Annotated in this window: 22 protein-coding genes; 9 read left to right on the top strand and 13 right to left on the bottom strand. The window is 60.6% G+C overall.

Going from position 1 to position 24,721, the window contains the following annotated elements:
- The first annotated feature begins 217 nt into the window (after positions 1 to 217).
- Both BLO80_RS23480 and BLO80_RS23475 read left to right on the top strand, forming a co-directional pair.
- Positions 218 to 2,449, top strand: coding sequence for a Z1 domain-containing protein (locus tag BLO80_RS23480; protein ID WP_175459541.1), 2,232 nt, complete (start codon positions 218 to 220; stop codon positions 2,447 to 2,449).
- Between the two features lie 119 nt (positions 2,450 to 2,568).
- Complete coding sequence (locus tag BLO80_RS23475) at positions 2,569 to 2,982, top strand: very short patch repair endonuclease (RefSeq protein WP_371914589.1); 414 nt, start codon at positions 2,569 to 2,571, stop codon at positions 2,980 to 2,982.
- Between the two features lie 581 nt (positions 2,983 to 3,563).
- Here BLO80_RS23475 and BLO80_RS23470 read toward each other — a convergent pair.
- The 9 genes from BLO80_RS23470 to BLO80_RS23425 all read right to left on the bottom strand — a co-directional run bounded on the left by BLO80_RS23470 (position 3,564) and on the right by BLO80_RS23425 (position 13,114).
- Positions 3,564 to 4,295, bottom strand: coding sequence for a LexA family transcriptional regulator (locus BLO80_RS23470; RefSeq protein WP_092333808.1), 732 nt, complete (start codon positions 4,293 to 4,295; stop codon positions 3,564 to 3,566).
- A 194-nt stretch (positions 4,296 to 4,489) separates the two neighbouring features.
- Positions 4,490 to 5,017 (bottom strand): inorganic diphosphatase, encoded by a 528-nt coding sequence (gene ppa / locus BLO80_RS23465; RefSeq protein WP_092176062.1) that lies wholly within the window; start codon positions 5,015 to 5,017, stop codon positions 4,490 to 4,492.
- A 112-nt stretch (positions 5,018 to 5,129) separates the two neighbouring features.
- Entirely contained in the window at positions 5,130 to 5,942 is an 813-nt protein-coding gene (locus BLO80_RS23460; RefSeq protein WP_092333806.1) for a M90 family metallopeptidase, read from the bottom strand.
- Positions 5,943 to 5,948: 6 nt separating this feature from the next.
- Positions 5,949 to 6,596 carry a DedA family protein gene (locus tag BLO80_RS23455; protein WP_092333804.1) on the bottom strand — a complete coding sequence of 216 codons (648 nt, stop codon included), beginning with the start codon at positions 6,594 to 6,596 and terminating at the stop codon, positions 5,949 to 5,951.
- 362 nt (positions 6,597 to 6,958) lie between these two features.
- Positions 6,959 to 7,420, bottom strand: coding sequence for a GNAT family N-acetyltransferase (locus tag BLO80_RS23450; protein ID WP_092333802.1), 462 nt, complete (start codon positions 7,418 to 7,420; stop codon positions 6,959 to 6,961).
- Positions 7,421 to 7,528: 108 nt separating this feature from the next.
- Positions 7,529 to 8,353, bottom strand: coding sequence for an ethanolamine ammonia-lyase subunit EutC (eutC, locus tag BLO80_RS23445; protein ID WP_092333800.1), 825 nt, complete (start codon positions 8,351 to 8,353; stop codon positions 7,529 to 7,531).
- An 11-nt stretch (positions 8,354 to 8,364) separates the two neighbouring features.
- Positions 8,365 to 9,759: an ethanolamine ammonia-lyase subunit EutB gene (locus BLO80_RS23440; RefSeq protein ID WP_092333798.1), complete on the bottom strand. Its 1,395-nt coding sequence runs from the start codon at positions 9,757 to 9,759 to the stop codon at positions 8,365 to 8,367.
- A 205-nt stretch (positions 9,760 to 9,964) separates the two neighbouring features.
- Positions 9,965 to 11,335, bottom strand: coding sequence for an ethanolamine permease (gene eat / locus BLO80_RS23430; RefSeq protein ID WP_092333794.1), 1,371 nt, complete (start codon positions 11,333 to 11,335; stop codon positions 9,965 to 9,967).
- A 258-nt stretch (positions 11,336 to 11,593) separates the two neighbouring features.
- Positions 11,594 to 13,114, bottom strand: a complete 1,521-nt coding sequence (locus BLO80_RS23425; protein WP_092333792.1) for an acetaldehyde dehydrogenase ExaC — start codon at positions 13,112 to 13,114, stop codon at positions 11,594 to 11,596.
- Between the two features lie 493 nt (positions 13,115 to 13,607).
- Here BLO80_RS23425 and BLO80_RS23420 point away from each other — a divergent pair, with 493 nt between their 5' ends.
- The 4 genes from BLO80_RS23420 (at position 13,608) to BLO80_RS23405 (ending at position 18,024) form a co-directional block, all read left to right on the top strand.
- Positions 13,608 to 15,515, top strand: coding sequence for a sigma-54-dependent Fis family transcriptional regulator (locus BLO80_RS23420; RefSeq protein ID WP_092333790.1), 1,908 nt, complete (start codon positions 13,608 to 13,610; stop codon positions 15,513 to 15,515).
- A 253-nt stretch (positions 15,516 to 15,768) separates the two neighbouring features.
- Entirely contained in the window at positions 15,769 to 17,118 is a 1,350-nt protein-coding gene (gene mpl / locus BLO80_RS23415; protein WP_092333788.1) for a UDP-N-acetylmuramate:L-alanyl-gamma-D-glutamyl-meso-diaminopimelate ligase, read from the top strand.
- Positions 17,115 to 17,747, top strand: coding sequence for a flavin prenyltransferase UbiX (gene ubiX / locus BLO80_RS23410; protein ID WP_092205237.1), 633 nt, complete (start codon positions 17,115 to 17,117; stop codon positions 17,745 to 17,747). The genes mpl and ubiX overlap by 4 nt, the downstream gene beginning before the upstream one ends.
- Entirely contained in the window at positions 17,740 to 18,024 is a 285-nt protein-coding gene (locus BLO80_RS23405; RefSeq protein ID WP_072411944.1) for a YceK/YidQ family lipoprotein, read from the top strand. The genes ubiX and BLO80_RS23405 overlap by 8 nt, the downstream gene beginning before the upstream one ends.
- A 151-nt stretch (positions 18,025 to 18,175) precedes the next feature.
- On the opposite strand, the gene BLO80_RS23400 is transcribed toward BLO80_RS23405, so the two are convergent.
- The 3 genes from BLO80_RS23400 to BLO80_RS23390 form a co-directional block, all read right to left on the bottom strand.
- A complete protein-coding gene (locus tag BLO80_RS23400) occupies positions 18,176 to 18,817 on the bottom strand; it encodes an oxidoreductase (protein WP_092333786.1) in 642 nt (213 codons plus the stop codon).
- 27 nt (positions 18,818 to 18,844) lie between these two features.
- The gene (locus BLO80_RS23395) at positions 18,845 to 20,563 is read right to left on the bottom strand and encodes a C13 family peptidase (RefSeq protein WP_092333784.1); all 1,719 of its coding nucleotides are present in this window, start codon (positions 20,561 to 20,563) and stop codon (positions 18,845 to 18,847) included.
- 102 nt (positions 20,564 to 20,665) lie between these two features.
- The gene (locus tag BLO80_RS23390) at positions 20,666 to 21,121 is read right to left on the bottom strand and encodes a MaoC family dehydratase (protein WP_092333782.1); all 456 of its coding nucleotides are present in this window, start codon (positions 21,119 to 21,121) and stop codon (positions 20,666 to 20,668) included.
- Between the two features lie 360 nt (positions 21,122 to 21,481).
- Between BLO80_RS23390 and BLO80_RS23385 the strand changes: the two genes are divergently transcribed.
- Genes BLO80_RS23385 through BLO80_RS23375 form a run of 3 tightly spaced genes read left to right on the top strand, consistent with a single transcriptional unit; the run spans position 21,482 to position 23,161 of the window.
- The gene (locus BLO80_RS23385) at positions 21,482 to 21,847 is read left to right on the top strand and encodes a CidA/LrgA family protein (protein ID WP_060740472.1); all 366 of its coding nucleotides are present in this window, start codon (positions 21,482 to 21,484) and stop codon (positions 21,845 to 21,847) included.
- A complete protein-coding gene (locus BLO80_RS23380; RefSeq protein WP_060740473.1) occupies positions 21,844 to 22,560 on the top strand; it encodes an LrgB family protein in 717 nt (238 codons plus the stop codon). Before BLO80_RS23385 ends, BLO80_RS23380 begins: the two co-directional genes overlap by 4 nt.
- A 10-nt stretch (positions 22,561 to 22,570) precedes the next feature.
- Positions 22,571 to 23,161 carry an LON peptidase substrate-binding domain-containing protein gene (locus BLO80_RS23375; protein ID WP_092333781.1) on the top strand — a complete coding sequence of 197 codons (591 nt, stop codon included), beginning with the start codon at positions 22,571 to 22,573 and terminating at the stop codon, positions 23,159 to 23,161.
- Positions 23,162 to 23,315: 154 nt separating this feature from the next.
- On the opposite strand, the gene BLO80_RS23370 is transcribed toward BLO80_RS23375, so the two are convergent.
- Positions 23,316 to 24,632, bottom strand: a complete 1,317-nt coding sequence (locus tag BLO80_RS23370; RefSeq protein ID WP_092333779.1) for a bifunctional DedA family/phosphatase PAP2 family protein — start codon at positions 24,630 to 24,632, stop codon at positions 23,316 to 23,318.
- Between the last annotated feature and the right edge of the window lie 89 nt (positions 24,633 to 24,721).

Genomic DNA, 24,721 nt, shown 5'->3' with positions numbered 1-24,721 from the left:
TGTCAGTTTTCCGGCTGATCGGGTGCCTTACTTAAGCTCGGCGGCAGTGCTTGTGTCTGTAGGAAATGAGGCGCTGCCTTCGAAAACAAAATGCCCTTTGGCGTGGCCAGCGTCATAAGCAACCTCCGCCCCGGATAGGTAGATCACAAGTGGTCTGGTCTAGGCGGGGCGAAGGTGACAAGCGCTGCTATTGCTGAGACCCGAAATGCGTTCTTCCATGAAAGCGCTATCCTTTGCGAACAGCTTTGTTTTGATGGCAACATGCCATTTAACTATGTCCCACCACGGAAAGAGGGTATGTATGAGTCTTTATCCACGTCTCAGGGATCGCAGGGGAGATGATGAGCTTTTACAGCAGTGCGTCGAGAGCGTTGTTGATCAGCTAGACACCGCTGATGATCCAAATCGACCAGGCATGCTTCTGGGGAAAATCCAATCCGGTAAAACACGTGCGTTCCTTGGCGTCATTGCAAGGGCTTTTGACCGTGGGTATGACATTGCCATCGTCCTGACGAAGGGTACTAAAACTCTTGCAAAGCAAACGGTTAAACGGATTGGTCTGGATTTTAAAGAGTTCATAGAACAGGATGAAATTTTTCTGTTTGATATTATGTCCGCGCCAGATCGGCTGACTAACTCTGAGCTGCGCAGGAAGATCGTTATTGTCGCAAAGAAACAGTCGCAAAATCTCGCTAGAATTGAAGATTTATTTAATGCATATCCCTCGTTGAAGCAGAGAAGGGTGTTGTTGGTTGACGATGAGGCGGATATGGCTAGCGTTAGGTTTTCCAAGAAAAAAGGAAGCCGTGAAGTCGCCCAAGGAACAATAGCTAGCCAAATGGATGCACTTCGTGCGGGCTTATCTCGAATTTCTTTCCTTCAAGTTACAGCTACGCCGTATGCTCTTTATCTTCAGCCTGAAAGTTATGAGCAGGTTAATGAATCGCAAGAAGTCTTTTACCCTAAAAGGCCAATGTTTACTGAGGTTTTGCCTATTCATGGGGCATATATAGGAGGTGATGCCTATTTTGGCGGGCATGGGCCTGAAGATCCGAGGCACTATTTATTTATTGAGGTTGATGAGAAAGAGCATGATGCGCTAAGGTCAAGTGATGGGCGGGTGATCAGAAGTGACCGACTTTGGATAAGTGAAAATATTAAAACATTAAGGCTGAGTCTGATTACATTTATATTGGCGGTGGCCATACGTCGTGAGCAACAACAAGAGTTGGACCTTCCGCTGTTGAAATATGCAATGATTATTCATAATGATACACAGCGGGCTGCGCATAGCTGGCAGTGGGATACGGTTTTAAAGTTAATAACGGTGTTTGAAGACGCTGCAGTGAGCGCTGACGAAAGGCTGAAAACATTATTTGACGAGGCTTATGCGGACTTGAAAAGATCTGTGCATGCAAATCGAGGGCATTTACCTACTTCTCGAAAAGCCTTTAAAGCAGTATGCGAGCTTATTTCTGACGGGGAAGTGAACGTACAAAAAGTTAACTCCGATGTTGAACTTGAGTCTTTGCTAAATCAGGAGACTGCTGAGTTGCAGCTTCGGACAAAGGTTAATATCTTTATTGGGGGGAGTATCCTGGATCGTGGTATAACAGTGCCTAATCTCTTGGCATTTTATTACGGTAGAAATCCCAAGCGAATGCAAGCAGATACGGTGCTTCAGCACTCCCGTATGTATGGCGCTAGGCCAATCGCTGATTTGGCAGTAACTCGATTCTATACTTCACAAGGGGTCTACGCTCGCTTAGGTGTTATCCATGATTTGGAGACTGCTCTTCGGCAGGCCTTTGAGGGTGGCGCTCATGATAGGGGGGTTGTATTCATTCAGCGTAACGCGCAAGGCGGAGTTATTCCGTGTTCTCCAAGCAAAGTCTCATTAAGTGATCTAGTCGCGATTCGGCCGAACGTGATGCACCTTCCCATTAATTTTGACACAGTTGCTCAGTCAAAGCTGAATGTGGTCATGAAAAAAATTGAGGCATTAATACCTTTAGGTTGTGTAGGGACCAAAGCTTTTGTGAAGGTTCCTTTGGTGCAAGCACTTGAGCTAATTGATCTTATATCTAAAACTCTTGTGTCGGATGGCCGTAGCCCTTTTGATTGGGAGGCTATGAAGGGGTTGCTTGAATATTATGTAAGCAAGGCTGATGAAAAAGATCAGTATGTGCTGATAATGGCTGAAAAAGGTAGGCGTCTATCGAAGGATAAGTCGGGAGATCGCTCGGGCCTTTCTATTCTAGGTACTGATGAGTTTCGGAAAATAGCGCTGGCTCCGACTCGAAGGGCTCCAGCTATTATTCTTCTTAAACAGGAAGGTACTCCTGCGCTGGGTTGGAAGGCTGGGCCGTTTTGGTGGCCAATGCTTGCGAGTCCTCCGCAGGCTAAGGCTTGTGTTTTTGCAACAAAATACCCCGTTAGTCAGGCGTAAGTGAGGTGCGGAGTTTTTTGAGACTCCGCATTATTTAGTCTAGGGGGGAAAGTCACTCGGGCAGTATTCCAAGATTGGTTGTTTGGGTTGGAGCCTTATTGGTGATTGGCTATTGGTAGATGTTTATGATTGATACTGTGAGCTCGGCGAAGCGAAGCCACATAATGTCGCTCGTGAAAGGAAAAAATACGCGTCCAGAGATGACTGTGCGTCGTGTTTTGCATGCGGCAGGGTTTCGTTATCGGTTGCACGACAATAGTTTGCCGGGAAAGCCAGACATAGTTTTCGCCAAGAAGCGAAAGGTGATTTTTGTGCATGGCTGTTTTTGGCATAGGCATGTCGGATGTCATCTATGCAGGATGCCAAAAACAAATCAGCTGTTTTGGAGTGAAAAATTTGAAGCGAACGTTATTAGAGATAGTTTAAATAATAATCTCTTGATAGCGAGTGGATGGAGCGTACTTACAGTTTGGGAGTGCGAAATATCCGATTTAGAGCATCTCGAAAAGCGTCTTCATGATTTTTTGAGTTGATTTGGTTTTTGTAGGCGCCAAGTCATGTTTGCGAAATGTTTGCGAAATGTTTGCGAAATGTTTGCGACAGTTTGCCTGTATTTTTCCGCCCTCTGGGTTCCAGACTTGATTCTCCGCTGGACTCTAGAAATGGCGGATGGAAAAAGAAGGCTAAACCCTGATCTAGTGAGGCTCTAACGGATTTCAGTAGATGAGAGTTTGTTTCAAAAAGACATTAAAAAGCCGGCTTATGGCCGGCTTCTCGTTGACTAACTCAGTTCGTTTTTGACAAACCTCACCAGCCTTCAAAACGTACATCCGGCTCTTGCGGCCGGCTGTGGGACTTGGTCAGAAAGTGATCTGCCTTGTCGGTGCGAGGTGTGGGCTCGCAAATGTGGGGCGGAGGATACGCGGGTTTTTGGCAGAATCCCAGTGGTAAGTGGTGTGGAATCATTGGGTTAGAGTGATTCGGGTAAAAGCAGGGGCTGCTTCGCAGCCCAGCGGGAGCAAGCTCCCTCGCCACAAAAGCTCCTCATCACAAGCTCCTCAGTACAGAAGCTCCTCGCCACGAGGAGCTTTGCCTGTCTGCCCGTTCGGGTGGGTCAGTCGCACACCGGCGGCCTCTGTTTGTTAAGAGTGGACCACCAGAACACCCAGCCGATCACCCGTATGTTCTGCGCCTCGATCTGTTCGGCGCTGAAGACTTCGTCCGGGTAGGCCGCGCTGTTGTGGCTGCGCAGGCGCAGTCGGTTGCCGGGGATGCGGTGCAGGTATTTGATGCGGAGCATGCCGTCGTGTTCGAGGGCGTAGATTTGGCCGTCGACGATTTGGGTCAGGCCGCGGTCGATGGCGAGGGTGGAGCCGTCTTCGATGCGTTCGGCCATGCTGTCGCCGACCATGGTGAGGCAGATGGCGTCGTTGGGGTTTATTTCCAGGGTTTCGAGGTGGCTGCGGGGCAGGCGGATGGATTGGTCGGGGATTTCGACGATGTGGGTTTTGGTTTCGCCGGGGGCGATGGGGACCTCCTTATAGAAAGGCAGTTCGATGTCCGTGGGTTCCAGCACGCTGTAGACACCATCGTTTTCGGCCGCCTCGTAGGTGGTGCCGGGGCCGAGGCCCAATGGGGTTTGCGGGCCTTCGCCGTGGGCGAGCCACTCCGGGCTGACGGTCAGCAGGCTGGCGATGGAGTGGATGCGCCCTGGCGGGATGCCACGGTTGAACCAGTTGTTCACGTGTTGGGATTTCACGCCGTATAACTTCGCGAAGTCGGCGGATCGGATGTTCGCTTCTTTTAGAAGGGCTCGGAAGCGGTCGCCACTGGAAAGTATTTTCATAAACGGAAAGTTTAGGGGCGACTGTGTTTTCGGCAATAAACATGTCGTGCAAATATATAAGACGATCTTTCCGTTTTTGGGATTTGAAAGGCGCGGGCTAAACGTGGGTAAACGGTGTTAATACAGCTTCGTATTAGAAACCATTAAGGCATAAAAAAACCCCGGGGCAAACCGGGGTTCTTTTCAAGTTTGTTTCAGCCTTTGTAGGCGGCAACCGACTTGGTGATCGCTTCGCGGGCGGCGTCTGCGCCGGCCCAGCCTTCGATCTTGACCCACTTGCCTTTTTCGAGGTCTTTGTAGTTCTCGAAGAAGTGCTCGATCTGCTGGATCAGCAGTGGCGGCAGGTCGGTGTATTCCTTCACGTCGACGTACAGTTGCGACAGTTTGTCGTGTGGTACTGCGATGACTTTGGCATCGCCGCCGCCGTCGTCGGTCATGTTCAGGATGCCGACTGGACGGGCGCGGATGACCGAGCCAGGGGCAACCGGGTATGGGGTCACGACCAGCACGTCGAGGGGGTCGCCGTCGTCGGCCAGGGTGTTGGGGATGAAGCCGTAGTTGGCCGGGTAGAACATGGGGGTGGCCATGAAACGGTCAACGAACAGGCAGTCGCTGTCTTTGTCGATTTCGTATTTGATCGGGGCGTGGTTGGCCGGGATTTCGATCGCGACGTAGATGTCGTTCGGCAGGTCTTTGCCAGCCGGAATCTTGCTGTAGCTCATTGGGCGGTGCCCCCGTTAGTTGACCAAATGACTTGGTCGGATTGACCAAAAAGTGGCGGCGATTATAGGCATATTCGGCCGCTGTTGCCACGTTACCAGGGTCTTAGAGACCTTAGTATGACGCCTGATAGACCGGATCTTCGGCTTGAAGTTGCCGCAGCCGGGCCAAAGGATCCTGGCGGTAGAAGGCCTTGAGTTGTTCATAGACCCGTGGATAGGCCTGGTGCAGCAGGTCCGGGGCGCTGAAGAAGTATTCGCTGGTGACGGCGAAGAACTCCGCCGGGTTTTCCGCGGCGTAGGGATCGATGAGGGTTTCTGCGTCGGGGTTCTGGTCCAGTTGGCGGTCGAGGTCGTCGAAGGCCTGTTGCATGGCTTCGGCCCAGTCGCTGACGCGCATGCCGGGGTGCAGCGGTGGCAGGCCGTTGGCGTCGCCGTTGAGCATGTCGAGTTTGTGCGCCAGTTCGTGAATCACCAGGTTGTAGCCGTCCCAGCCGCCGCTGGCCATCACGCCGTCCCAGGCCAGGATGATCGGGCCCTGGGGCCAGGCTTCGCCGCTGTGTTCGCCGTCCCATTCGTGCTCGATGCCGCTGGCGTCGCGGTAGCGCTGGGGGCTGAGGAAGTCGTCGGGGTAGAGGACGATTTCGTGGAAGCCCTGGTACCAGTTCAGCTCGCCGAGGTGCATCAACGGCAATTGGGCCTGGGCGGCGAGGAGCAGGCGTTGTTCCTGGTGCAGTTCGACGCCGGGCAGGGCGGTGAGGTGTTTGTCATGCAGGAACAGCACGCAGGCTTCCCGCAGCCACTGGTCCTCGGCGGCGCTGATGCCGTCGAGGAAGCTCAGTTGATGGCGCACCCGCTGCCAGGTTTCGTCGGGGACGGGGTGTTTGGCGAGGGTGCGTTGGCGGCGCCAGCTGCTCAGGGACCACATGGGCGATCAGGCTTTCGAAGCGCGTTGGCCCATTTTGCTGCGGACCAGGCTGATGATCATCGGCAGCAGCGACAGCAGGATGATGCCGACCACCAGCAGCGACAGGTTCTGCTTGATGAAGGGTACGTTGCCGAAGAAGTAACCGAGGGTCACCAGGCCGCCGACCCACAGGACGGTGCCGAGGACGCTGAAGCCGAAGAAGCGCAGGTAGTTCATTTTGCCCACGCCAGCGACGAAGGGGGCGAAGGTGCGGATGATCGGCAGGAAGCGCGCCAGGGTCACGGTTTTGCCGCCGTGCTTGTCGTAGAAGTCGTGGGTTTGCTGCAGGTAGTCGCGGCGGAAGATTTTCGAGTTGGGGTTGCTGAACAGTTTTTCGCCGGCGGTGCGGCCGATGAGGTAGTTGGTGCTGTCGCCGAGGATGGCCGCGAGCATCAGCAGGCCGGCCAGCAGCAGTGGGTCCATGGCGCCACCGGCGGCGACGGCGCCGGCGATGAACAGCAGGGAGTCGCCGGGCAGGAACGGCATGACCACCAAGCCGGTTTCACAGAAGATCACCAGGAACAGGATGGCGTAGACCCAGGTGCCGTAGTTGGTCACCAGCAGGTCGAGGTACACATCGAGGTGCAGGATGAGGTCGAGGGGATTGAAATCCATGCATAACACCTGTGGTGGTGGCCTGGCTCGGCAGGCTTTGGGTCGGGCTTGGAGTATGGCTACAGAGTGTGTAGCTTTTTCTTACAAGCCGGGAAGAGCGGCATTATACGGGGTGGAGGGTAGGGAGCGGGGTGAGTTTGTAGCTAGGGATTTCGGTGGTGTTGTGGTTGGGTGCAGGCTGGGTGAAGGCTCTTGTGGTGAGGGAGCTTGCTCCCGCTGGGGCGCGAAGCGGCCCTGAAGCAGGCGACTCGGTCGGGCTGATACACCGCGTGCTCAGGTTTTGGAGCTGCTGCGCAGCCCAGCGGGAGCAAGCTCCCTCGCCACGGGGTTGGTGGTGTGTCAGGGGGACTCAGCCACAGGGATCAGATCCCTTCACTGATCGGCAACACGTAGTTCTTGAACTCGGTGTCTTCCTTGAAGCCGATCGATTCGTAGGTTTTCTGCGCCACTTCGTTGTTGCTGCTGGTGGAGACGCGCATGCGCACGGCGTTGGTTTCCTTGGCCATTTTTTTCGCGGTGCGGATCAGGTTGTCGGCCACCAGTTGGCGGCGGGCGTCTTCGGCGACGTAGATGTCGTTGAGGATCCATACGCGCTTGAGGGACAGGGATGAGTAGCTCGGGTAGAGCTGGCAGAACCCCAGCAACCGGCTGTTATCGTCGTCGGGCAAGGCCAGGTAGATCACCGATTCCTTGCGGCGCAGGCGCTTTTCGAGGAAGGCTCGGGACGAATCCGGGTAAGGCAATGAGCCGTAGAATTCCCGGTACTTGACGAACAATGGGGTCAGCAGGTCCAGGTGTTCCAGCGAGGCTTGAATAATCCGCATGGTAGGTCTCGTCTGCAAAGGTCGACAGATACTCTGACAACAACGTCGCGCTGCCGTGTTTTTTGATGCTGCCTGAAAGCGGATCAAAAACGCAATCGGATAAACGGATCAGTTTCGGGGCGGCGCCAGTAGGAAATTACCTTTCATATCGGCTCCGTTTTCCGTCTCTAGAGTGTTCACCTGGGCTTCGTCCTTCAGATTGACGCCCGAAAGCTGCCGGCGGCAGGCCTCGCGCATCAGGTAGATCAAGCGATGGGCCGCCATGCCGTAGCTCAGGCCTTCGAGGCGGACATTGGAGATGCAGTTGCGATAGGCGTCGGTCAGGCCGACCTTGGGCGCGTAGGTGAAATACAGCCCCAGGCTGTCGGGGGAGCTGAGGCCGGGGCGTTCGCCGATGAGGATCACCGACATTTTCGCGCCGAGCCGCTGCGCCACTTCATCGGCCACGGCGACGCGGCCCTGTTCCACCAGGATCACCGGCGACGTCGACCAGCCTTCAGTGCTGATCTGTTCTTCCAGCCGTGCCAGGAATGGCAAGGTATGGCGATGCACCGCCAGTGCCGACAGGCCGTCAGCCACGACGATGGCCAGGTCTACGCCGCCGGGATGGGCCGCGGCGTAGTCCTGCAGGACTTGCGCGGAGGCGTCGTCGAGCCGGCGGCCCAGGTCCGGGCGCTGTAGATAACTGTGCCGGTCAGCCGCGGCGCTGTGGAGCAACAGGCTTTCACGGCCGCGCTCGGTCAGCTGTGCGCGAATGCCCTGGTGATCGAAGGCCAGGTGCACGGCATCGCGGGCCTGGGCGTGGGCGTACTGGAAATCCAGTTGCGCCTGGGTCGGCAGGCTGGTGCCGGTGCGGCCCAGGGCGATGCGCGCCGGGGTGAGGTTGCGTAGATTCAGCCAAGGGTTTTGCGGGTCGACAGGTTTTTTATCCATGGGCAGTTCACTCATCCCAGATGTGCGAGGGCGTGACGGAACGCCGGTGGCAGGTTGTCGCCAAATCGCACCCGGCCATCGGCCTGGGTGAAGATGCCCATGTTCGCCAGCCAGGTTTCGAACTCCGGCGCCGGCTTCAGGCCCAGGGTCTGGCGGGCGTAGAGGGCGTCGTGGAACGAGGTGGTCTGGTAGTTGAGCATGATGTCGTCGGAGCCGGGGATGCCCATGATGAAGTTGATCCCGGCCACGCCCAGCAGGGTCAGCAGGGTGTCCATGTCGTCCTGGTCGGCTTCGGCGTGGTTGGTGTAGCAGATGTCGCAGCCCATCGGCACGCCCAGCAGCTTGCCGCAGAAGTGGTCTTCGAGGCCGGCGCGGATGATCTGTTTGCCGTTGTACAGGTATTCCGGGCCGATGAAGCCTACAACCGTGTTCACCAAAAACGGGTTGAAATGCCGTGCGACGGCGTAGGCTCGGGTCTCGCAGGTCTGTTGATCGACGCCGTGGTGGGCGTTGGCCGACAGCGCGCTGCCCTGGCCGGTTTCGAAATACATCAGGTTGTTGCCGAGGGTGCCGCGATTCAGGCTGAGCCCGGCGTCGTAGCCTTCCTTCAAGATGCTCAGGCTGATGCCGAAACTGGCGTTGGCCGCTTCGGTGCCGGCGATGGACTGGAACACCAGGTCCAAAGGCACGCCGCGGTTCGCCGCTTCGATGGAGGTGGTGACGTGGGTCAGCACGCAGCCTTGGGTGGGAATGTCGTAGCGCTGGATGATGGCGTCGAGCATTTCCAGCATGGCGCAGATCGAGGCGGTGCTGTCGGTGGCCGGGTTGATGCCGATCATGGCGTCGCCGTTGCCGAAGAGCAGGCCGTCGAGGATGCTCGCGGCGATCCCGGCGGGTTCGTCGGTGGGGTGGTTGGGTTGCAGTCGGGTGGACAGCCGCCCGCGCAGGCCGAGAGTGCCGCGGAATTTGGTGACCACGCGGATTTTCTGCGCCACCAGCACCAAATCCTGCACGCGCATGATTTTCGACACGGCGGCGACCATCTCCGGCGTCAGGCCGGGGGCCAGTGCCCGCAGGCTCTGTTCATCGGCGGCATCGCTGAGCAGCCAGTCGCGAAAACCGCCGACCGTGAGGTGGCTGACGGTGGCGAAGGCTTGTTTGTCGTGGGTGTCGACGATCAACCGGGTGACTTCGTCGGCCTCGTAAGGAATCAGCATTTCCTGCAGGAAATGGCTGAGGGGCAGGTCGGCCAAGGCCATTTGCGCGGCTACTCGCTCGCCATCGTTGAGCGCGGCGATTTCGGCGAGGAAATCCCCGGAGCGCGCCGGGCTGGCCTTGGCCATCAGGTCCTTGAGGCTGTCGAAGCGATAGGTCTGGGCGCCGACGGAATGGGCGAATGCGGCCATGGGCGGTGTCCTCCTGGTTCTAAATTACCTAAACACCGCAGATCCAACCTGTGGGAGCGGGCTTGCTTGCGAATGCGGTGTGTCATCCGATACATGTGCTGAATGACACACCGCATTCGCGAGCAAGCCCGCTCCCACAAGGGCGGAGCTGCGTGCACTTTTAAATGGCAGGCGCCAGGCCCTCAGCCCGGCGCCGGTGCAACGTTCAGATACCTGTGAGCATAGCGTCCGCCGGCGCATCGGAGCGTTGCTTGGCGGTCAGTTGGAAATACAGGTAGCCGACAATCATGAAGCCGAGGAACACCAAGCCAATCACCGTGTTGAACCACGCCATCGCCACCAGGCACACCACCGCCAGGAACAGCGCAATGCCCGGCACGATCGGGTAGCCCGGGGCGCGGAAGGTGCGTTCCAGGTTCGGTTCGGTCTTACGCAATCTGAACAGGCTGAGCATGCTGATGATGTACATCACGATGGCGCCGAACACCGACATGGTGATCATCGCCGCCGTCAGGCTCATGCCTTGCAGGTTCACCAGGCCATCGCTGTAGATCGCCGCGATGCCGATGACGCCGCCGGCCAGGATCGCCCGGTGCGGGGTCTGGAAGCGCGACAGTTTCGCCAGGCCACGGGGCAGGTAGCCGGCTCGGGCCAGGGCGAAGAACTGCCGCGAGTAGCCGAGGATGATCCCGTGGAAACTCGCCACCAGACCGAACAGGCCGATCCATACCAACATGTGCATCCAGGTTGAATTGTTGCCGACCACCGCCTTCATGGCCTGGGGCAGCGGGTCGTTGATGTTCGACAGGGTGCGCCAGTCACCCACGCCGCCGGCCATGATCATCACGCCGATGGCGAGGAACACCAGGGTCAGGATGCCGCTGACATAGGCGCGAGGAATGGTGCGTTTCGGGTCCTTGGCTTCTTCGGCGGCCATGGCCGCGCCTTCAATGGCGAGGAAGAACCAGATGGCGAAGGGGATCGCCGCGAAAATGCCCGGGATCGAGGCGAGGCTGAACTCGTTGGAGCCGGCCCAGCCATTGAGCACGAAGTTACTGAAGCTGAAGCCCGGCGCGACCACGCCCATGAACACCAGCAATTCGGCGACCGCCAGCACGGTGACCACCAGCTCGAACGCGGCGGCGATGCTGACGCCGAGGATGTTCAGGGTCATGAACACGATGTACGCGCCGACCGCCGCGAGCTTGGGGTCCAGTTCGGGAAATTGCACGTTGAGGTAGGCGCCAATCGCCATGGCGATGGCCGGGGGCGCAAAGACGAATTCGATCAGGGTGGCGATCCCGGCGATCAACCCGCCTTTCTCGCCAAAGGCCCGTCGGCTGTAGGCAAACGGCCCGCCGGCGTGGGGAATCGCGGTGGTCAGTTCGGTGAAACTGAAGATGAAGCAGGTGTACATCAGCGCCACCATGAGGGCGGTGACGAGAAAGCCCAGGGTCCCGGCGGTGCCCCAGCCGTAGCTCCAGCCGAAGTATTCGCCGGAAATCACCAGGCCGACGGCGATGCCCCATAAATGCAGGGTGCCGAGTGTGGGTTTGAGTTGGGTGGTAGAAGTCATAAGTCCTCTCTGTCTTTTTTATTGTTTGATCTATTGGACTTTCGGGTTTGCTGTGGAGCGGGCACGCAAGGCTCGTGCCAGAGCGGTGGGGCGGTGTTTTGATGTTGTCAGTGAGGGCGTCATCGCGAGCAAGCTCGCTCCCACAGTGGATCTATGCCAACCCAGAAAAAGAGTTATCCACAGACCCCTGTGGGAGCGAGCTTGCTCGCGATGGCTATCTAAAGGGCAAAGCAGGAGGCCCTGCCTCGCCCCAATGGCTTAGAAGAACCCCAACGGATTTATGTCGTAGCTCACCAGCAGGTTCTTGGTCTGCTGGTAATGGTCGAGCATCATCTTGTGGGTTTCACGGCCGACACCGGATTTCTTGTAGCCACCGAACGCGGCATGGGCCGGGTACAGGTGGTAGCAGTTGGTCCAGACGCGCCCGGCCTTGATCGCCCGGCCCATGCGGTAGGCGCGGTTGATGTCGCGGGTCCACAGGCCGGCGCCGAGGCCGAACTCGGTGTCGTTGGCGATCGCCAGGGCTTCGGCTTCGTCCTTGAAGGTGGTGATGCTCACCACCGGGCCGAAGATCTCTTCCTGGAACACGCGCATCTTGTTGGTGCCCTTGAGCAGGGTCGGCTGGATGTAGTACCCGGTCGCCAGGTTGCCCTCGAGTTTTTCCACTTTGCCGCCGGTCAGCAGCTCGGCGCCTTCGCCCTTGGCGATTTCCAGGTACGAAAGAATCTTGTCGAATTGCTGCTCGGACGCCTGGGCGCCGACCATGGTGTCGGTGTCCAGGGGGTCGCCGCGTTTGATCTGCAGGACTTTCTTCATCACCACTTGCATGAATTCGTCGTAGATCGATTCCTGCACCAGGGCGCGGGATGGGCAGGTGCAGACTTCGCCCTGGTTGAAGAACGCCAGCACCAGGCCTTCAGCGGCTTTCTCGATGAAGCTCGGTTCAGCCTGCATGATGTCTTCGAAGAAGATGTTCGGCGACTTGCCGCCCAGTTCCACGGTGGACGGGATGATGTTTTCGGCCGCGCATTTCATGATGTGCGAGCCCACCGGGGTGGAGCCGGTGAAGGCGATCTTGGCGATGCGCTTGCTGGTGGCCAGGGCTTCGCCGGCTTCCTTGCCGAAGCCTTGCACCACGTTCAGCACGCCGGGCGGCAGCAGGTCGCCGATCAGCTCCATGAGCACGCAGATGCCCAGCGGCGTTTGCTCGGCCGGCTTGAGCACCACGCAGTTACCGGCGGCCAGGGCCGGGGCGAGTTTCCAGGCGGCCATCAGCAGCGGGAAGTTCCACGGGATGATCTGCCCGACCACGCCCAGGGGTTCATGGATGTGGTAGGCCACGGTGTTGCCATCGATCTCGGCGGCCGCGCCTTCCTGGGCCCGCAGGCAGCCGGCGAAGTAGCGGAAGTGGTCGGCGGCCAGGGGGATGTCGGCGTTGAGGGTTTCGCGCACGGCCTTGCCGTTGTCCCAGGACTCGGTGATCGCCAGCAGTTCGAGGTTCTGCTCGATGCGGTCGGCAATTTTCAGCAGGACCAGCGAACGGGCCTGGGCCGACGTGGCCCCCCAGGCATCGGCAGCGGCGTGGGCGGCGTCCAGGGCTTTTTCGATGTCTTCGGCCGTGGAGCGCGGGAATTCGGCAATGGGCTGGCCATTGACCGGGGAAGTATTGGTGAAGTACTGACCTTTGACCGGCGCGACGAACTCGCCGCCGATGTAGTTACCGTATTTGCTCTTGAACGAAACGATAGCGCCTTCAGTACCGGGGTGAGCGTAACGCATGATGAGTTCTCCTTGGCTTTTGTGCTTATACGGGAGGCCGCGCAAAATCGAGCGCTGGTAGTAAAGCCTAGAGCAAAGGTCGGGCCATTGCCTTGCAGGGCCCGGAAATCAAGACTTTAGGAGGAGTTGGTCGGACAAACGGAGGGGGTGTGTGACGCTTGCGATACAGCGGGTGTGACAGTTTGTGCCAGATGCGAGACAGTCTGTGACTGGCAGGTCGCGCCAGCATTGCAAAGGCGGTTGGGCTGGAGGATGCTGGGCTTCGATCCTGGAATCTCTGGCAACTGTATTTTTGTGACAGGACAGCTTTTGTGGCGAGGGAGCTTGCTCCCGCTGGGCTGCGCAGCAGACCCAAAAGTGTTCACATCAGATCGAAGGCGACTGCTGCGCAGTCGAGCGGGAGCAAGCTCCCTCGCCACGGGGTTCAGTGTTCACAGTTGGATATTCGCCAGTTGCTCCAGTGAGGCAGGTCCTTCGGGGAGAATAATAAGAAATGCACAGCAACCATTTGAGTCGCCATGCCCAGCAAGTCCTCACGGTCACCCAGGGCAAGGCCCATTTGCAGGGCCCTGGCAGCGATCCGTCGATTGCCCGTTCCTGGCTGCGCTGCCTCGAGGACTATCACCTCGACCCGGCCCAGAACCTGGCGCCGACGGTGCTCGAGCATGGCCGGGTGCTGGAGAGCCGCGAGCGCTTGCAACAGGTGCTGCACATCGCCGGCAATGAAATGACCAGCCTGCACCAGCAACTGTCCGGCGCCGGCCACGCGGTGTTGCTGACCGACGCCCGGGGCGTGATCCTCAACTGCGTCACCGCCCCCAGCGAACGGAAGATTTTCGAACGGGCTGGCCTCTGGCTCGGCGCAGACTGGAGCGAAGCTTGCGAAGGCACCAACGGCATCGGCACCTGCCTGGTGGAACGCCAGGCCCTGACCATCCACCAGGAAGAACACTTTCGCGGCCGCCACACCGGCCTGACCTGTTCGGCCAGCCCGGTGTTCGATCCCCAGGGCGAATTGCTGGCGGTGCTCGACGTGTCCTCGGCGCGGCCGGACGTGTCGCGCCAGAGCCAGTTCCACACCATGGCCCTGGTCAATCTCTCGGCGAAGATGATCGAGAGCTGCTATTTCCTCCGTTGCTTCGACAATCAATGGCTGCTGCGCTTTCATTTGCAGGCCGAATCCGTAGGGCTGTTCAGCGAAGGCTTGCTGGCGTTCGACGGCGAAGGGCGGATCTGCGCGGTCAACCAGAGCGCCCTCAACCTGTTGGGGCATATTCGCGGCAGCTTGCTGGGCCAGCGGGTGGAAGACTTTTTCGACTGTTCACTGGACGAGTTGCTGGGGCGGGCCAGCCCCCAGGCCAGCGCCAGTTGGCCGCTGCGCACCCGTGATGGACGGCATTTGTTCGCGGTGTTGCGTGGGCAGCCGCGCAGTGTGCCGGTGCCGGTCGCGCCGGCGCTGCTCAAGGCCATCGAGCCCGCGCGGCTGCCGGGTATCTGCCTGGGGGACGCGGCGTTGCAGGAGCATTTTCGCAAGGCGCTGCGGGTGTTCGAACGCGATGTGCCGTTGCTGATCCATGGCGAAACCGGCTCCGGCAAGGAGGCGTTCGCTAAGGCCGTGCACCACGCCAGCCAGCGCGCCGGCAAGCACTTCGTCGCCCTCAACTGCGCGGCCATCCCCGAAAGCCTGATCGAGAGCGAGCTGTTCGGTTATCGCGGCGGCAGCTTCACCGGCGCACGCAAGGAAGGCATGCGCGGCAAGCTGCAACAGGCCGACGGCGGCACGCTGTTCCTCGATGAAATCGGCGACATGCCCCTGGCCTTGCAGACCCGTTTGCTGCGGGTGCTGGAAGATCGCCAGGTGGTGCCCATCGGCGGCGAGCCCGAGGCGGTGAACGTGCGCATCATCAGTGCCACCCACCGGCAGTTGCTCGACCGGGTGCGGGACGGCAGTTTCCGCGAGGATTTGTACTACCGCCTCAATGGCTTGGAAATCCCCCTCCCGCCGTTGCGCGAGCGCAGTGACAAGTCGCAGTTGCTGGACTTCCTGTTGGCTGAGGAGAGCGGGGCCGAGACGGTGCTCATCGACGAGCCGGCGCGCCAGGCGTTGCTGGGGTTCGACTGGCCGGGCAACGTGCGGCAACTGCGCAATGTACTGCGCACCCTGGCCGCGTTGTGTGACGGTGGGCGGATCGGGCTGGAGGACTTGCCGGCGATGATCCGCCAGCGCCCGGTGGCTGTGGTTGAAGCGGTGGCAGAACGGCCACTGGAAGATGCCGAGCGGCTGGCGTTGCTCGATGCACTGGAGCGCCAGCGCTGGCACATGACCCACACGGCGGAACAACTGGGGATCAGCCGCAATACCCTTTACCGAAAGTTGCGTAAACACGCTATCGCCCGATAAAGCACTGACTGCCTTTGTGGCGAGGGAATAAATCCCCTCGCCACAAAAGCCGGGTAGTACATTCAACTGTGGGAGCGAGCTTGCTCGCGATGGCAGTGTGTCATTCAACACCTGTGTTGGCGGTAAGACCGCTATCGCGAGCAAGCTCGCTCCCACAGGGTATTTGCGGTGTCCTGATGGCTGGCGTTCGAAACACAAGGTGCGATTTCCCCCTCCCTACGCTAACCTGCGGCCATGTTTTACGAGGTCGACTATGCACATCCATATTCTCGGTATTTGCGGCACTTTCATGGGTTCGATGGCGGTCCTGGCCAAGGAGCTGGGCCATCACGTGACCGGTTCCGACGCCAACGTCTATCCGCCGATGAGCACCCAGCTGGAAGCCCAGGGCATCGAACTGACCCAAGGCTACGACCCGGCGCAACTGGACCCGGCGCCGGACCTGGTGGTCATCGGCAACGCCATGTCCCGGGGCAACCCGGCGGTGGAGTACGTGCTCAACAAAGGCCTGCCGTACGTGTCCGGGCCGCAGTGGCTGGCCGATCACGTGTTGCAGGGCCGTTGGGTCCTGGCCGTGGCCGGCACCCACGGCAAGACCACCACCAGCAGCATGCTCGCCTGGGTCCTGGAACACGCCGGCATGAGCCCGGGTTTCCTGATCGGTGGCGTGCCGCAGAATTTCTCGGTGTCGGCGCGCCTGGGTGGCACGCCGTTCTTCGTGATCGAGGCGGATGAATACGACAGCGCGTTTTTCGATAAACGCTCGAAATTCGTCCATTACCGTCCACGCACAGCGATTCTCAACAACCTTGAGTTCGATCACGCCGACATCTTCCCTGATCTGTCGGCTATCGAACGGCAGTTCCACCATTTGGTGCGCATCATTCCGAGCGAAGGCCTGGTGATCCATCCGACCACCGAACCGGCCTTGCAGCGCGTCATTGAAATGGGCTGCTGGACCCCGGTGCAAACCACCGGTGCGGGCGGTCAATGGCAGGTGAAGTTGCTCAAGGATGACGGTTCGCAATTTGAAGTCATGTTCGAAGGCCAGTCCCAAGGCGTGGTCGAGTGGGACATGACCGGCCAGCACAACGTCGCCAACGCCCTGGCGACGTTGGCGGCGGCCCGGCATGTCGGCGTGGTGCCGTCCATGGGCATCGCCGCGTTGAGCGCGTTCAAGAGCGTGAAGCGGCGGATGGAGAAAGTCGCCGAGGTCAACGGCATCACCATTTATGACGACTTCGCCCACCACCCGACCGCCATCGCCACCACCCTCGACGGTTTGCGCAAGCGCATCGGCGAGGCGCCGCTGATCGCGATCATCGAGCCGCGCTCCAACTCCATGAAGCTCGGCGCTCACCGCGATGGCCTGCCGGAAAGCGTGGTCGATGCCGACCAGGTGATCTGGTACGCACCGGCCAACCTGGGCTGGGACCTCGGCGCCACCGCCGCGCTGTGCACGGTGCCGTCGATTGTCAGCGATTCCCTGGAGGGCATCATCGAACGCGTGAAGAGCCAGGCCCAGCCCGGTACCCACGTGGTGATCATGAGCAACGGCGGCTTCGGCGGCCTGCACGGCAAACTGGCCGAGGCGCTGCGATGAACAACAGTCCGGAACGCATCACCCTGGCGATGACCGGCGCTTCCGGCGCCCAGTACGGCTTGCGCCTGCTCGATTGCCTGGTGCGCGAAGACCGCGAGGTGCACTTCCTGATCTCCAAGGCCGCGCAACTGGTGATGGCCACCGAGACCGACGTGACCCTGCCGGCCAAGACCCAGATGATGCAGGCCTTCCTCACCGAATACACCGGTGCGGCGGCGGGGCAGATTCGCGTGTATGGCAAGGAAGACTGGATGTCACCGGTGGCCTCGGGCTCCGGCGCGCCGGCGGCCATGGTGGTGGTGCCGTGTTCCACCGGGACGCTGTCGGCGATTGCCACCGGGGCCTGCAACAACCTGATCGAACGGGCGGCGGACGTCACGCTCAAGGAGCGCCGCTCGTTGATCCTGGTGCCGCGGGAAGCGCCGTATTCGAGTATTCACCTGGAGCACATGCTCAAGCTGTCGAACATGGGCGTGACCATCCTGCCGGCCTCGCCGGGTTTCTATCACCAGCCGCAGACCATCGACGACCTGATCGATTTCGTCGTCGCGCGGATTCTCAACCTGCTGAACATCCCCCAGGACATGCTGCCGCGCTGGGGCGAGCATCATTTGAGCAGCGATGAATAAGCTGCTGATCGTGCTGCTGGCGCTGCAACTGACCGGCTGCGCCACCGCCCGCACCCTCGACGCGGCCAAGCCCGGTGCGCCGGTGGTGTATGCGGGCACGCGCCTGGATCTTTACGCGCTCAACGGCGGCTGCTGCGCCAAGGACCGCTTCGGGGCCGAGGCGCCGAGCTATCCTGGCGTCGATCTGCCGGGCAGTGCGCTGCTGGATACCTTGCTGTTGCCGTTGTCGTTGTTCACCGCAATCGGCGTGGGGTTCCGGGCGACTGGGGGGATGTAGCAAACACCGGAATGGGGGCTTGGCTTTGGGGCGGTGGTGCGCCCATCGCGAGCAAGCTCGCTCCCACATTCGACCTCATTCTTCCTGGCGAAACTCGGTCAACTGTGGGAGCGAGCTTGCTCGCGATGAGGCCCGGTCAGGCGCTGCAGAATCATTTGCCGAGCCTACGCAACTCATCCGACTCCACCACCCTCACCCCATCCTGCTCTTCCAGCGCCAGGCGCCACATGGCCCAGGCCAGTTGGCAGGCTTCGATGCCGTGGTACTTGCCTGGGATCAGCTTCGACAACGGCCCGGCCAGTTGCTCGGCCAGGCGCGGTTCGACGCGGTCGCCCAGCAGCAGGGAAGGGCGGCAGAGGGTCAATTGCGGCCAGTCCTGGGCCCTGAGGGCCGCCTCCATCTCACCCTTGACCCGGTTGTAGAAGATCGATGACTTGGCGTCGGCCCCCAGGGCACTGATGACCACCAGGTGCCGCGCGCCCAGTTCCCGGGCGCGCTTGGCGAACGCCACCACCAGGTCCAGGTCCACCGCGCGAAAGGCCGCTTCGGAGCCGGCTTTCTTGATAGTGGTGCCGAGACAGCAAAAGGCGATGTCGACCTGGCCGCTGAGCTGCGGCAACACCTGGGCCGGCTCCCCCACCGGGTTTTCCAGGCGCGAGTGTTCGGCCAGTGGCCGGCGGGTGGGGGCCAGGACCCGGGTGATGGTCGGCTCGTTGAGCAGCCGGTCCAGTAGATGTTCCCCGGTCAGCCCGGTAGCTCCGGCGAGCAAAACATGCTGAGGCGTCAAGTACATAGTGTTCCCCCCTTGATACGGTTCAGCTTAGTTGCTCTTTGTGGCCCCGTCGTTCAATGCAGTACTTTGCAATGCTTTTCGGGCCTGCTGTTTGCGCAGCAGTTGCCAGTGGGAAAGGACCGTCCTGGGCGCCCACATCTGCGGTTCGGAGGCTTCGAAATTGTCCGCCTGTTCCCGCTCGGCCACGGTGGCCTTGGCCCGCTTGAACGCCTGTTCCAGGTCGTCGGTCTGGTTCAAGGCCTGGGCGAACAGCGCATCGCCGAAGTAGGTGAAGTTGGCTTCCTCGGAGCAGCCGAAGGACACCCGGTCGGCCCGGGAGGCGGTCATGATCAAGGTGCGTTCATCCTTGAGCGCCGGGATGAAGCCGCCGGAGTAGCAGGCCGAGATCACCACGATCTTGTCGCGGTTCTTCAGCGGCGCCAGGACCACGGCCAGTTCATCGGCGGGCAGGTCGGCCAGTTCCATGCGCGGCTGATCCAGCACCAGTTCATGCTCGCTGGTACCGTGGCTGGTCAGGTAGATGAAAATCAGGTCTTCCGGGCCACTGCGCTCGGCCAGGGTCGCGGCGGCGCGGCGCAGGCTTTCGCGGCTGGCCATGGGCCGGTCGCCGAGGTGATCGCGGTGGTTCACCAGGCGGATCTGCCCGAACGCGCCGAAACGGCTGGCGAGCATGTTGGCGACATAGTCGGATTCGCGCAGGAACACGCTTTGCTTGCCGTCGCCGCCCAGGGTCAGGCTGTACAGCTCCACCGCCGGGGTCGAGGCCGGGATGTTGGCCAGGGCCTCCTCCAGCAGGCGGCCCTGGGCCAGCAGGCCAAGTTCGAGCACATCCGGCAACAGCCTGCCGTCCGCGTCGCGCACCCGTTGGCCCTTGGCCCAGGTGCCGCTTTGCACGGTGCCATCGGTCAGCACCAGGGTGCCGCGTCCGTGGTAGCTGTCGTTTTCGAACTGGCCGATGTAGAAACTGCCGTCGGGCAGGTTCAGGCGGCCCTGGCCGGTAAAGCGCCAATCATTGAATTGACCGAGGTAGTGGCTGCCGTCGGCGCCGATCAGTTCGCCCTTGCCGGTCAGCGCGCCGTCCTTGAACTGGCCGATCCAGACATCGCCGTCGGCATTTTCGTAGCGACCGTGACCGTTGAGCTGGTTGTTCCGGAAACCGCCGATGTAGACATCGCCATCGGCGCTGTTGAAGGTGCCCTTGCCCTGCAGTTGCCCGTCGACGAAATGGCCGGTGAACTGGTTGCCGCTGGCGTCGAAGCGCTGGCCTTCACCGTTGGGCTTGCCGTTGACGAAGGGGCCCTGGTACTGGCTGCCGTCGTCGAGTTCCAGGCGCCCGAGGCCGGAATAGCGGTCGGCCTTGAACTCGCCCCGGTAGGTCATGCCGTTTTCCTTGAGCGTCCCTTCACCGTCCCGTCGCCCCAGCTTGAAGCCGCCAGTGTAGCTGCTGGTGGGGGTGGTCAGGCTGCCCTGGCCGTGGAACAGGCCCTGGTGGAACTGGCCGCGATAGACCTCGCCATTGCTGCCGTGCCATTCCCCGGTGCCGTGCCACTGGCCCTTGTCGAACTGCCCGGCATACCAGCTGCCGTTAGGGTAGTCGATGCGCCCCTGGCCTTGCAGCAGCCCGTCCACCAGGTCGCCGCGATAGCGGCCGCCGTCGGGCAGGCGTGCGTCGGGAGGCAGCGGCGATTCGCCGCCGCCACAGGCGGTGAGCAACAGGGTCAGGGTCAGTGGGACGAATAAGCGCATAACGGGATCCAGGTCATCAGGCCACGAGTATGCCGCAGCTATGCGCATTGAATATAGGGAAGCGATGCGAAACTGCATGAGCGGTTTCGCGACCGCACAGGTTTACACGAAACAGAGCGACAGCGGCTCGGCGATGTAGGCCGGTTTTTCCGAACCTTCGATTTCCAGCGTGGCGGTGGCCTTGAGCAGCCATTGGCCGGGTTTTTTCTCGGTGACGTCCACCAGGTCGACCTTGAGCCGGACCTTGGAGTCGACCTTCACCGGTTGGATGAAACGCACGCTGTCCAGGCCGTAGTTGACGACCATCTTCACGCCTTCGGGCAGGATCAGGATGTCTTCCATCAGCTTGGGCATCAGCGACAGCGACAGGAAACCGTGGGCGATGGTGCTGCCAAACGGGGTCTGCGCGGCCTTGACCGGGTCGACGTGGATGAACTGAAAGTCGCCAGTGGCTTCGGCGAACAGGTTGATGCGCGCCTGATCGATGGTGAGCCACTCGGAACGTCCAAGTTCCTTGCCGACATAATCTTTGAGCGCTGCAACGGGGACGTAGGGCATTGAGACTCTCCTTGGGTTCATCGGTTTTACTTTTTCTGGAACGGGGATTGGCGTCCCCGAAAAACCACTGTAGATCAACATGGCGTGCAAGTAAGGTCACCGAACATGCTTTTTACGAATGCCGACCCATAGCGCGGGCATGCTTATAATGCCGGCGCATTCTTTGCAATTCCGTTCATTTAACGTGTGCGTTTGATTCCGTGGCGAGGGAGCTTGCTCCCGCTTGAGTGCGAAGCGCTCATGAAATGGGGCCGCTGCGCAGCCCAGCGGGAGCAAATTCCCTCGCCACATAATCACGCCGCTCGCTTGAGTGAACCGAATTGGCGCGTTCATTGGGGCTGTTGCAGGGGGAGAGAGCGGATGTTGCTACGGGGCCTGACCTGGCTGGTGTTTTTTCAATTGCTGGGCACTGCGATCAATCATTTGTTCTTGCCGGTGCTGCCTGGGCCGATCATTGGCCTGCTGTTGCTGCTGGGCTATCTGGTGATGCGCGGTGAAGTCAGCGAACCGTTGAACCTGGCCGCCAGTAGCCTGCTGCGTTACCTGCCCTTGCTGCTGGTGCCGCCGGCGGTGGGGGTGATGGTCTATGCCGGGGCGATTGCCGCCGATTTCTGGGCCATCGTTGGCGCGTTGACCTTGTCCTTGGTGCTGTCCGTGGCGCTGACGGGCGTGCTGATGCAGCGCCTGGCCCGCCGTCACGTCGCCGCCCCGGAGGACAGCCAATGATGCTCGACTGGCAGGGCGCCTGGACGTCGGTGATCCATCATCCGCTGTTCGGCATCGGCATTACCCTGGGTGCCTATCAGTTGGTGTTGGCGGCGTTCGAAAAGACCCGCTGGGTGTTCCTGCAACCGGTGTTGATGTCGATGGTGCTGTTGATCGGCGTGTTGGTCGGCTGCGGCATCGGCTATGCCGAGTACCGCAAGAGCACCGAGATCCTCAGCATTCTGCTGGGTCCGGCCACGGTCGCCCTGGCGGTGCCGCTGTATTTGAACCTGCGACGGATCCGGCAGTTGTTCTGGCCGATTTTTACTACGCTGGTGATAGCCGGGGTGTTTGCCACGGGCTCCGCGGTGGTGTTGGGCTGGGCCTTTGGCGCCGAGCACATGATCCTGATGACCATGGCGCCCAAGTCCGTGACTTCGCCGATCGCCATGCTGGTGGCCGAGCAGATCGGCGGCGTGGCGGCCATGGCGGCGGTGTTCGTGTTGATCACCGGTGTACTCGGGGCGATCCTCGGTCCGAGTATTCTGACCCGGTTGGGTGTCCATAGCCCCGAGGCCCGGGGCATGGCCCTGGGGCTGGCGGCCCATGCGGTGGGCACGTCGGTGGCGTTGCAGGAAAGCGAGGAGTCGGGTGCCTTTGCGGCGCTGGCGATGAGTCTGATGGGCGTGGCCACGGCGGTGCTATTGCCGTTGGTGGTGTCGATGACCGTTTAAGGATCTGGTTATGAGCTTGCCGCTTTTCCCGTTGAACACTGTGCTGTTCCCCGGTTGCATCCTCGACTTGCAGATTTTCGAGGCGCGTTACCTCGACATGATTGGGCGCTGCATGAAAAAGGGCGAAGGCTTCGGCGTGGTGTGCATCCTCGATGGCGAGGAAGTCGGCCTCGCGCCCGAAGGCTTCGCGCGGGTCGGTTGTGAAGCGCGCATCACCGATTTTTCCCAGCAGGACAATGGTCTGCTGGGCATTCGCGTGGAGGGTGGGCGGCGCTTTATCGTCCATGGCACCAGCGTCCAGGCGGATCAACTGATGCTCGCTGAAGTCGAGTGGCTGGAGGAGGAGCCGGAGCAACCGCTGCAAGAGGAAGACGCCGACCTGATGGCGCTGCTCAGGGCCCTGGCCGAGCACCCGATGGTCGAGGCCCTGAACATGGGCACCGAAGCGACCAGCCAGCAATCGCTGGCCAATCAACTGGCCTACCTGCTGCCGTTCAATGAGCTGGACAAGATCGACCTGCTGCAACTCGACGACCCGCAACAGCGCCTGGATGCGATCCAGGCGTTGCTTGATGAGCTGCAGGGCGAACTCTTCGCCTGACTCAACTCATATTTCACTGAATAACGCTGATCCTTTGTGGGAGCGGGCTTGCTCGCGAAAGCGGAGTGTCATCCGACACAGGTGTTAAATGATCCACCGCCTTCGCGAGCAAGCCCGCTCCCACATGGATCTCAAGTGTTCATTGGCCCGCCGCTCAATAGGCATACCGCAACATCGCATGGGGCAAATGCCGCAGCGCGAAGAAGCTGAACACCGCTACCAGCGCCGGCAGAATCAGCCACCAGATTTTCGGTGGCATGGCCGGCAGCGGTGTCTGGCGCTGGCTCGACCACAGGACGGCGGCGCAGACGCAGGCGGCCAGCATGGCGCCGGCGACGATGTCGCTCGGCCAATGGGCGCCCAGGTAGACCCGCGACAGGGCGATGGCCAGGGCCGGCAGGCAGCCCAGCAACAGCCAGGTCAGGCGCAGGCGTGGCGGTTGGCCGCGGCCGGCGAGGATGGCGAGGCTCAGGAACAGCGCGAATGCCCCGGAGGCGTGGCCGCTGGGCATGCTGTAGCTGGTCAGCGGGTCGGTGAGGATTTCCGGGCGCACGCGGGCAAAGAAGTGTTTGCTGCCGGTGTTGGCCAAGGAGGTGAGCAGCATCGTGCCACCGGCGAAGATTGCCTGGCGCCATTGGCGCGCCAGCAACAGCAACCCAGTCACCAGTGCGCTGAAAATCAGCATGTTGCGGAATTCGCCGATCAGCGTGAAGGTCACGGCGATTTCGTCCAGCGTCGGGCTGCGATGCTCCTGGACCAGGGTCATCAAGCCCTGGTCGAACGCCGTCAGGTAACGAAAGCCGATGAACAGGCCGATCAGGATCACCAGGCCGATACCGGCGATCAGCGCCGAGGCATGGCGATGGCGACGCAGGCTGCTGTTGACGCTCAGCCCGATCATCACCGCGATGCTGCCGATGACCACGCCGGCCTGCGGCCAGAACCCTTCGGGCAGTGGCAGGCGAAACGCCGCCCCGGTGGCCCAGCCCGGCAACAGGTAGGCCACGGTCCAGCCCGCCGCGGCCAACACGCTGACGGCGGCGAAGCGCGGGAACGGCATGTCGCACATCCCGGCCACCATCGGCAACATGGGCCGTAGCGGGCCGATAAAACGACCCACCAGCAGGCTGGCGATGCCGTAGCGCTGGAAATAGTTTTCCGCGGCGCTCATCCACTCGGGGTGATGGCGCAGCCCGGGCAGGCGCCGGATGTTCTGGTGGAAATGCCGGCCGAGGAAATACGACATCAGGTCCCCCAGCAAGCCGCCGAGCAGGCCCAACAGCAAGGTCTCGCCCAGGGACAACGCGCCGCTGCCGGCCAGCACGGCGATTGCAAACAACAGCACCGTACCCGGCACGATCAGGCCGGCAATGGCCAGGCATTCCACGCAGGCGACGATGAACACCGCCACCGCCAGCCATTGCGGGTTGACGGTCAGCCAGCCGGTGATGCTATCGAGCCATGGGCCCATAAGGACAACTCCATTGAATAGTGATTTGGCATGCACCGAACCCCCTGTGGGATTCTGTTGTGAACACAAAACCTGTGGCCACTGAAGAT

The sequence above is a fragment of the Pseudomonas sp. NFACC56-3 genome (assembly GCF_900100025.1).
GTDB classification, from domain to species: Bacteria; Pseudomonadota; Gammaproteobacteria; order Pseudomonadales; family Pseudomonadaceae; genus Aquipseudomonas; species Aquipseudomonas fluorescens_AA.
This window is presented reverse-complemented; position numbering and strand designations above follow the sequence as displayed.

Coding starts and splice junctions, on each gene's coding strand:
- BLO80_RS23480 (WP_175459541.1), top strand. CDS start 218: ATGAAAGCGCTATCCTTTGCGAACAGCTTTGTTTTGATGGCAACATGC.
- BLO80_RS23475 (WP_371914589.1), top strand. CDS start 2,569: ATGTTTATGATTGATACTGTGAGCTCGGCGAAGCGAAGCCACATAATG.
- BLO80_RS23470 (WP_092333808.1), bottom strand. CDS start 4,295: ATGAAAATACTTTCCAGTGGCGACCGCTTCCGAGCCCTTCTAAAAGAA.
- ppa (WP_092176062.1), bottom strand. CDS start 5,017: ATGAGCTACAGCAAGATTCCGGCTGGCAAAGACCTGCCGAACGACATC.
- BLO80_RS23460 (WP_092333806.1), bottom strand. CDS start 5,942: ATGTGGTCCCTGAGCAGCTGGCGCCGCCAACGCACCCTCGCCAAACAC.
- BLO80_RS23455 (WP_092333804.1), bottom strand. CDS start 6,596: ATGGATTTCAATCCCCTCGACCTCATCCTGCACCTCGATGTGTACCTC.
- BLO80_RS23450 (WP_092333802.1), bottom strand. CDS start 7,420: ATGCGGATTATTCAAGCCTCGCTGGAACACCTGGACCTGCTGACCCCA.
- eutC (WP_092333800.1), bottom strand. CDS start 8,353: ATGGATAAAAAACCTGTCGACCCGCAAAACCCTTGGCTGAATCTACGC.
- BLO80_RS23440 (WP_092333798.1), bottom strand. CDS start 9,759: ATGGCCGCATTCGCCCATTCCGTCGGCGCCCAGACCTATCGCTTCGAC.
- eat (WP_092333794.1), bottom strand. CDS start 11,335: ATGACTTCTACCACCCAACTCAAACCCACACTCGGCACCCTGCATTTA.
- BLO80_RS23425 (WP_092333792.1), bottom strand. CDS start 13,114: ATGCGTTACGCTCACCCCGGTACTGAAGGCGCTATCGTTTCGTTCAAG.
- BLO80_RS23420 (WP_092333790.1), top strand. CDS start 13,608: ATGCACAGCAACCATTTGAGTCGCCATGCCCAGCAAGTCCTCACGGTC.
- mpl (WP_092333788.1), top strand. CDS start 15,769: ATGCACATCCATATTCTCGGTATTTGCGGCACTTTCATGGGTTCGATG.
- ubiX (WP_092205237.1), top strand. CDS start 17,115: ATGAACAACAGTCCGGAACGCATCACCCTGGCGATGACCGGCGCTTCC.
- BLO80_RS23405 (WP_072411944.1), top strand. CDS start 17,740: ATGAATAAGCTGCTGATCGTGCTGCTGGCGCTGCAACTGACCGGCTGC.
- BLO80_RS23400 (WP_092333786.1), bottom strand. CDS start 18,817: ATGTACTTGACGCCTCAGCATGTTTTGCTCGCCGGAGCTACCGGGCTG.
- BLO80_RS23395 (WP_092333784.1), bottom strand. CDS start 20,563: ATGCGCTTATTCGTCCCACTGACCCTGACCCTGTTGCTCACCGCCTGT.
- BLO80_RS23390 (WP_092333782.1), bottom strand. CDS start 21,121: ATGCCCTACGTCCCCGTTGCAGCGCTCAAAGATTATGTCGGCAAGGAA.
- BLO80_RS23385 (WP_060740472.1), top strand. CDS start 21,482: ATGTTGCTACGGGGCCTGACCTGGCTGGTGTTTTTTCAATTGCTGGGC.
- BLO80_RS23380 (WP_060740473.1), top strand. CDS start 21,844: ATGATGCTCGACTGGCAGGGCGCCTGGACGTCGGTGATCCATCATCCG.
- BLO80_RS23375 (WP_092333781.1), top strand. CDS start 22,571: ATGAGCTTGCCGCTTTTCCCGTTGAACACTGTGCTGTTCCCCGGTTGC.
- BLO80_RS23370 (WP_092333779.1), bottom strand. CDS start 24,632: ATGGGCCCATGGCTCGATAGCATCACCGGCTGGCTGACCGTCAACCCG.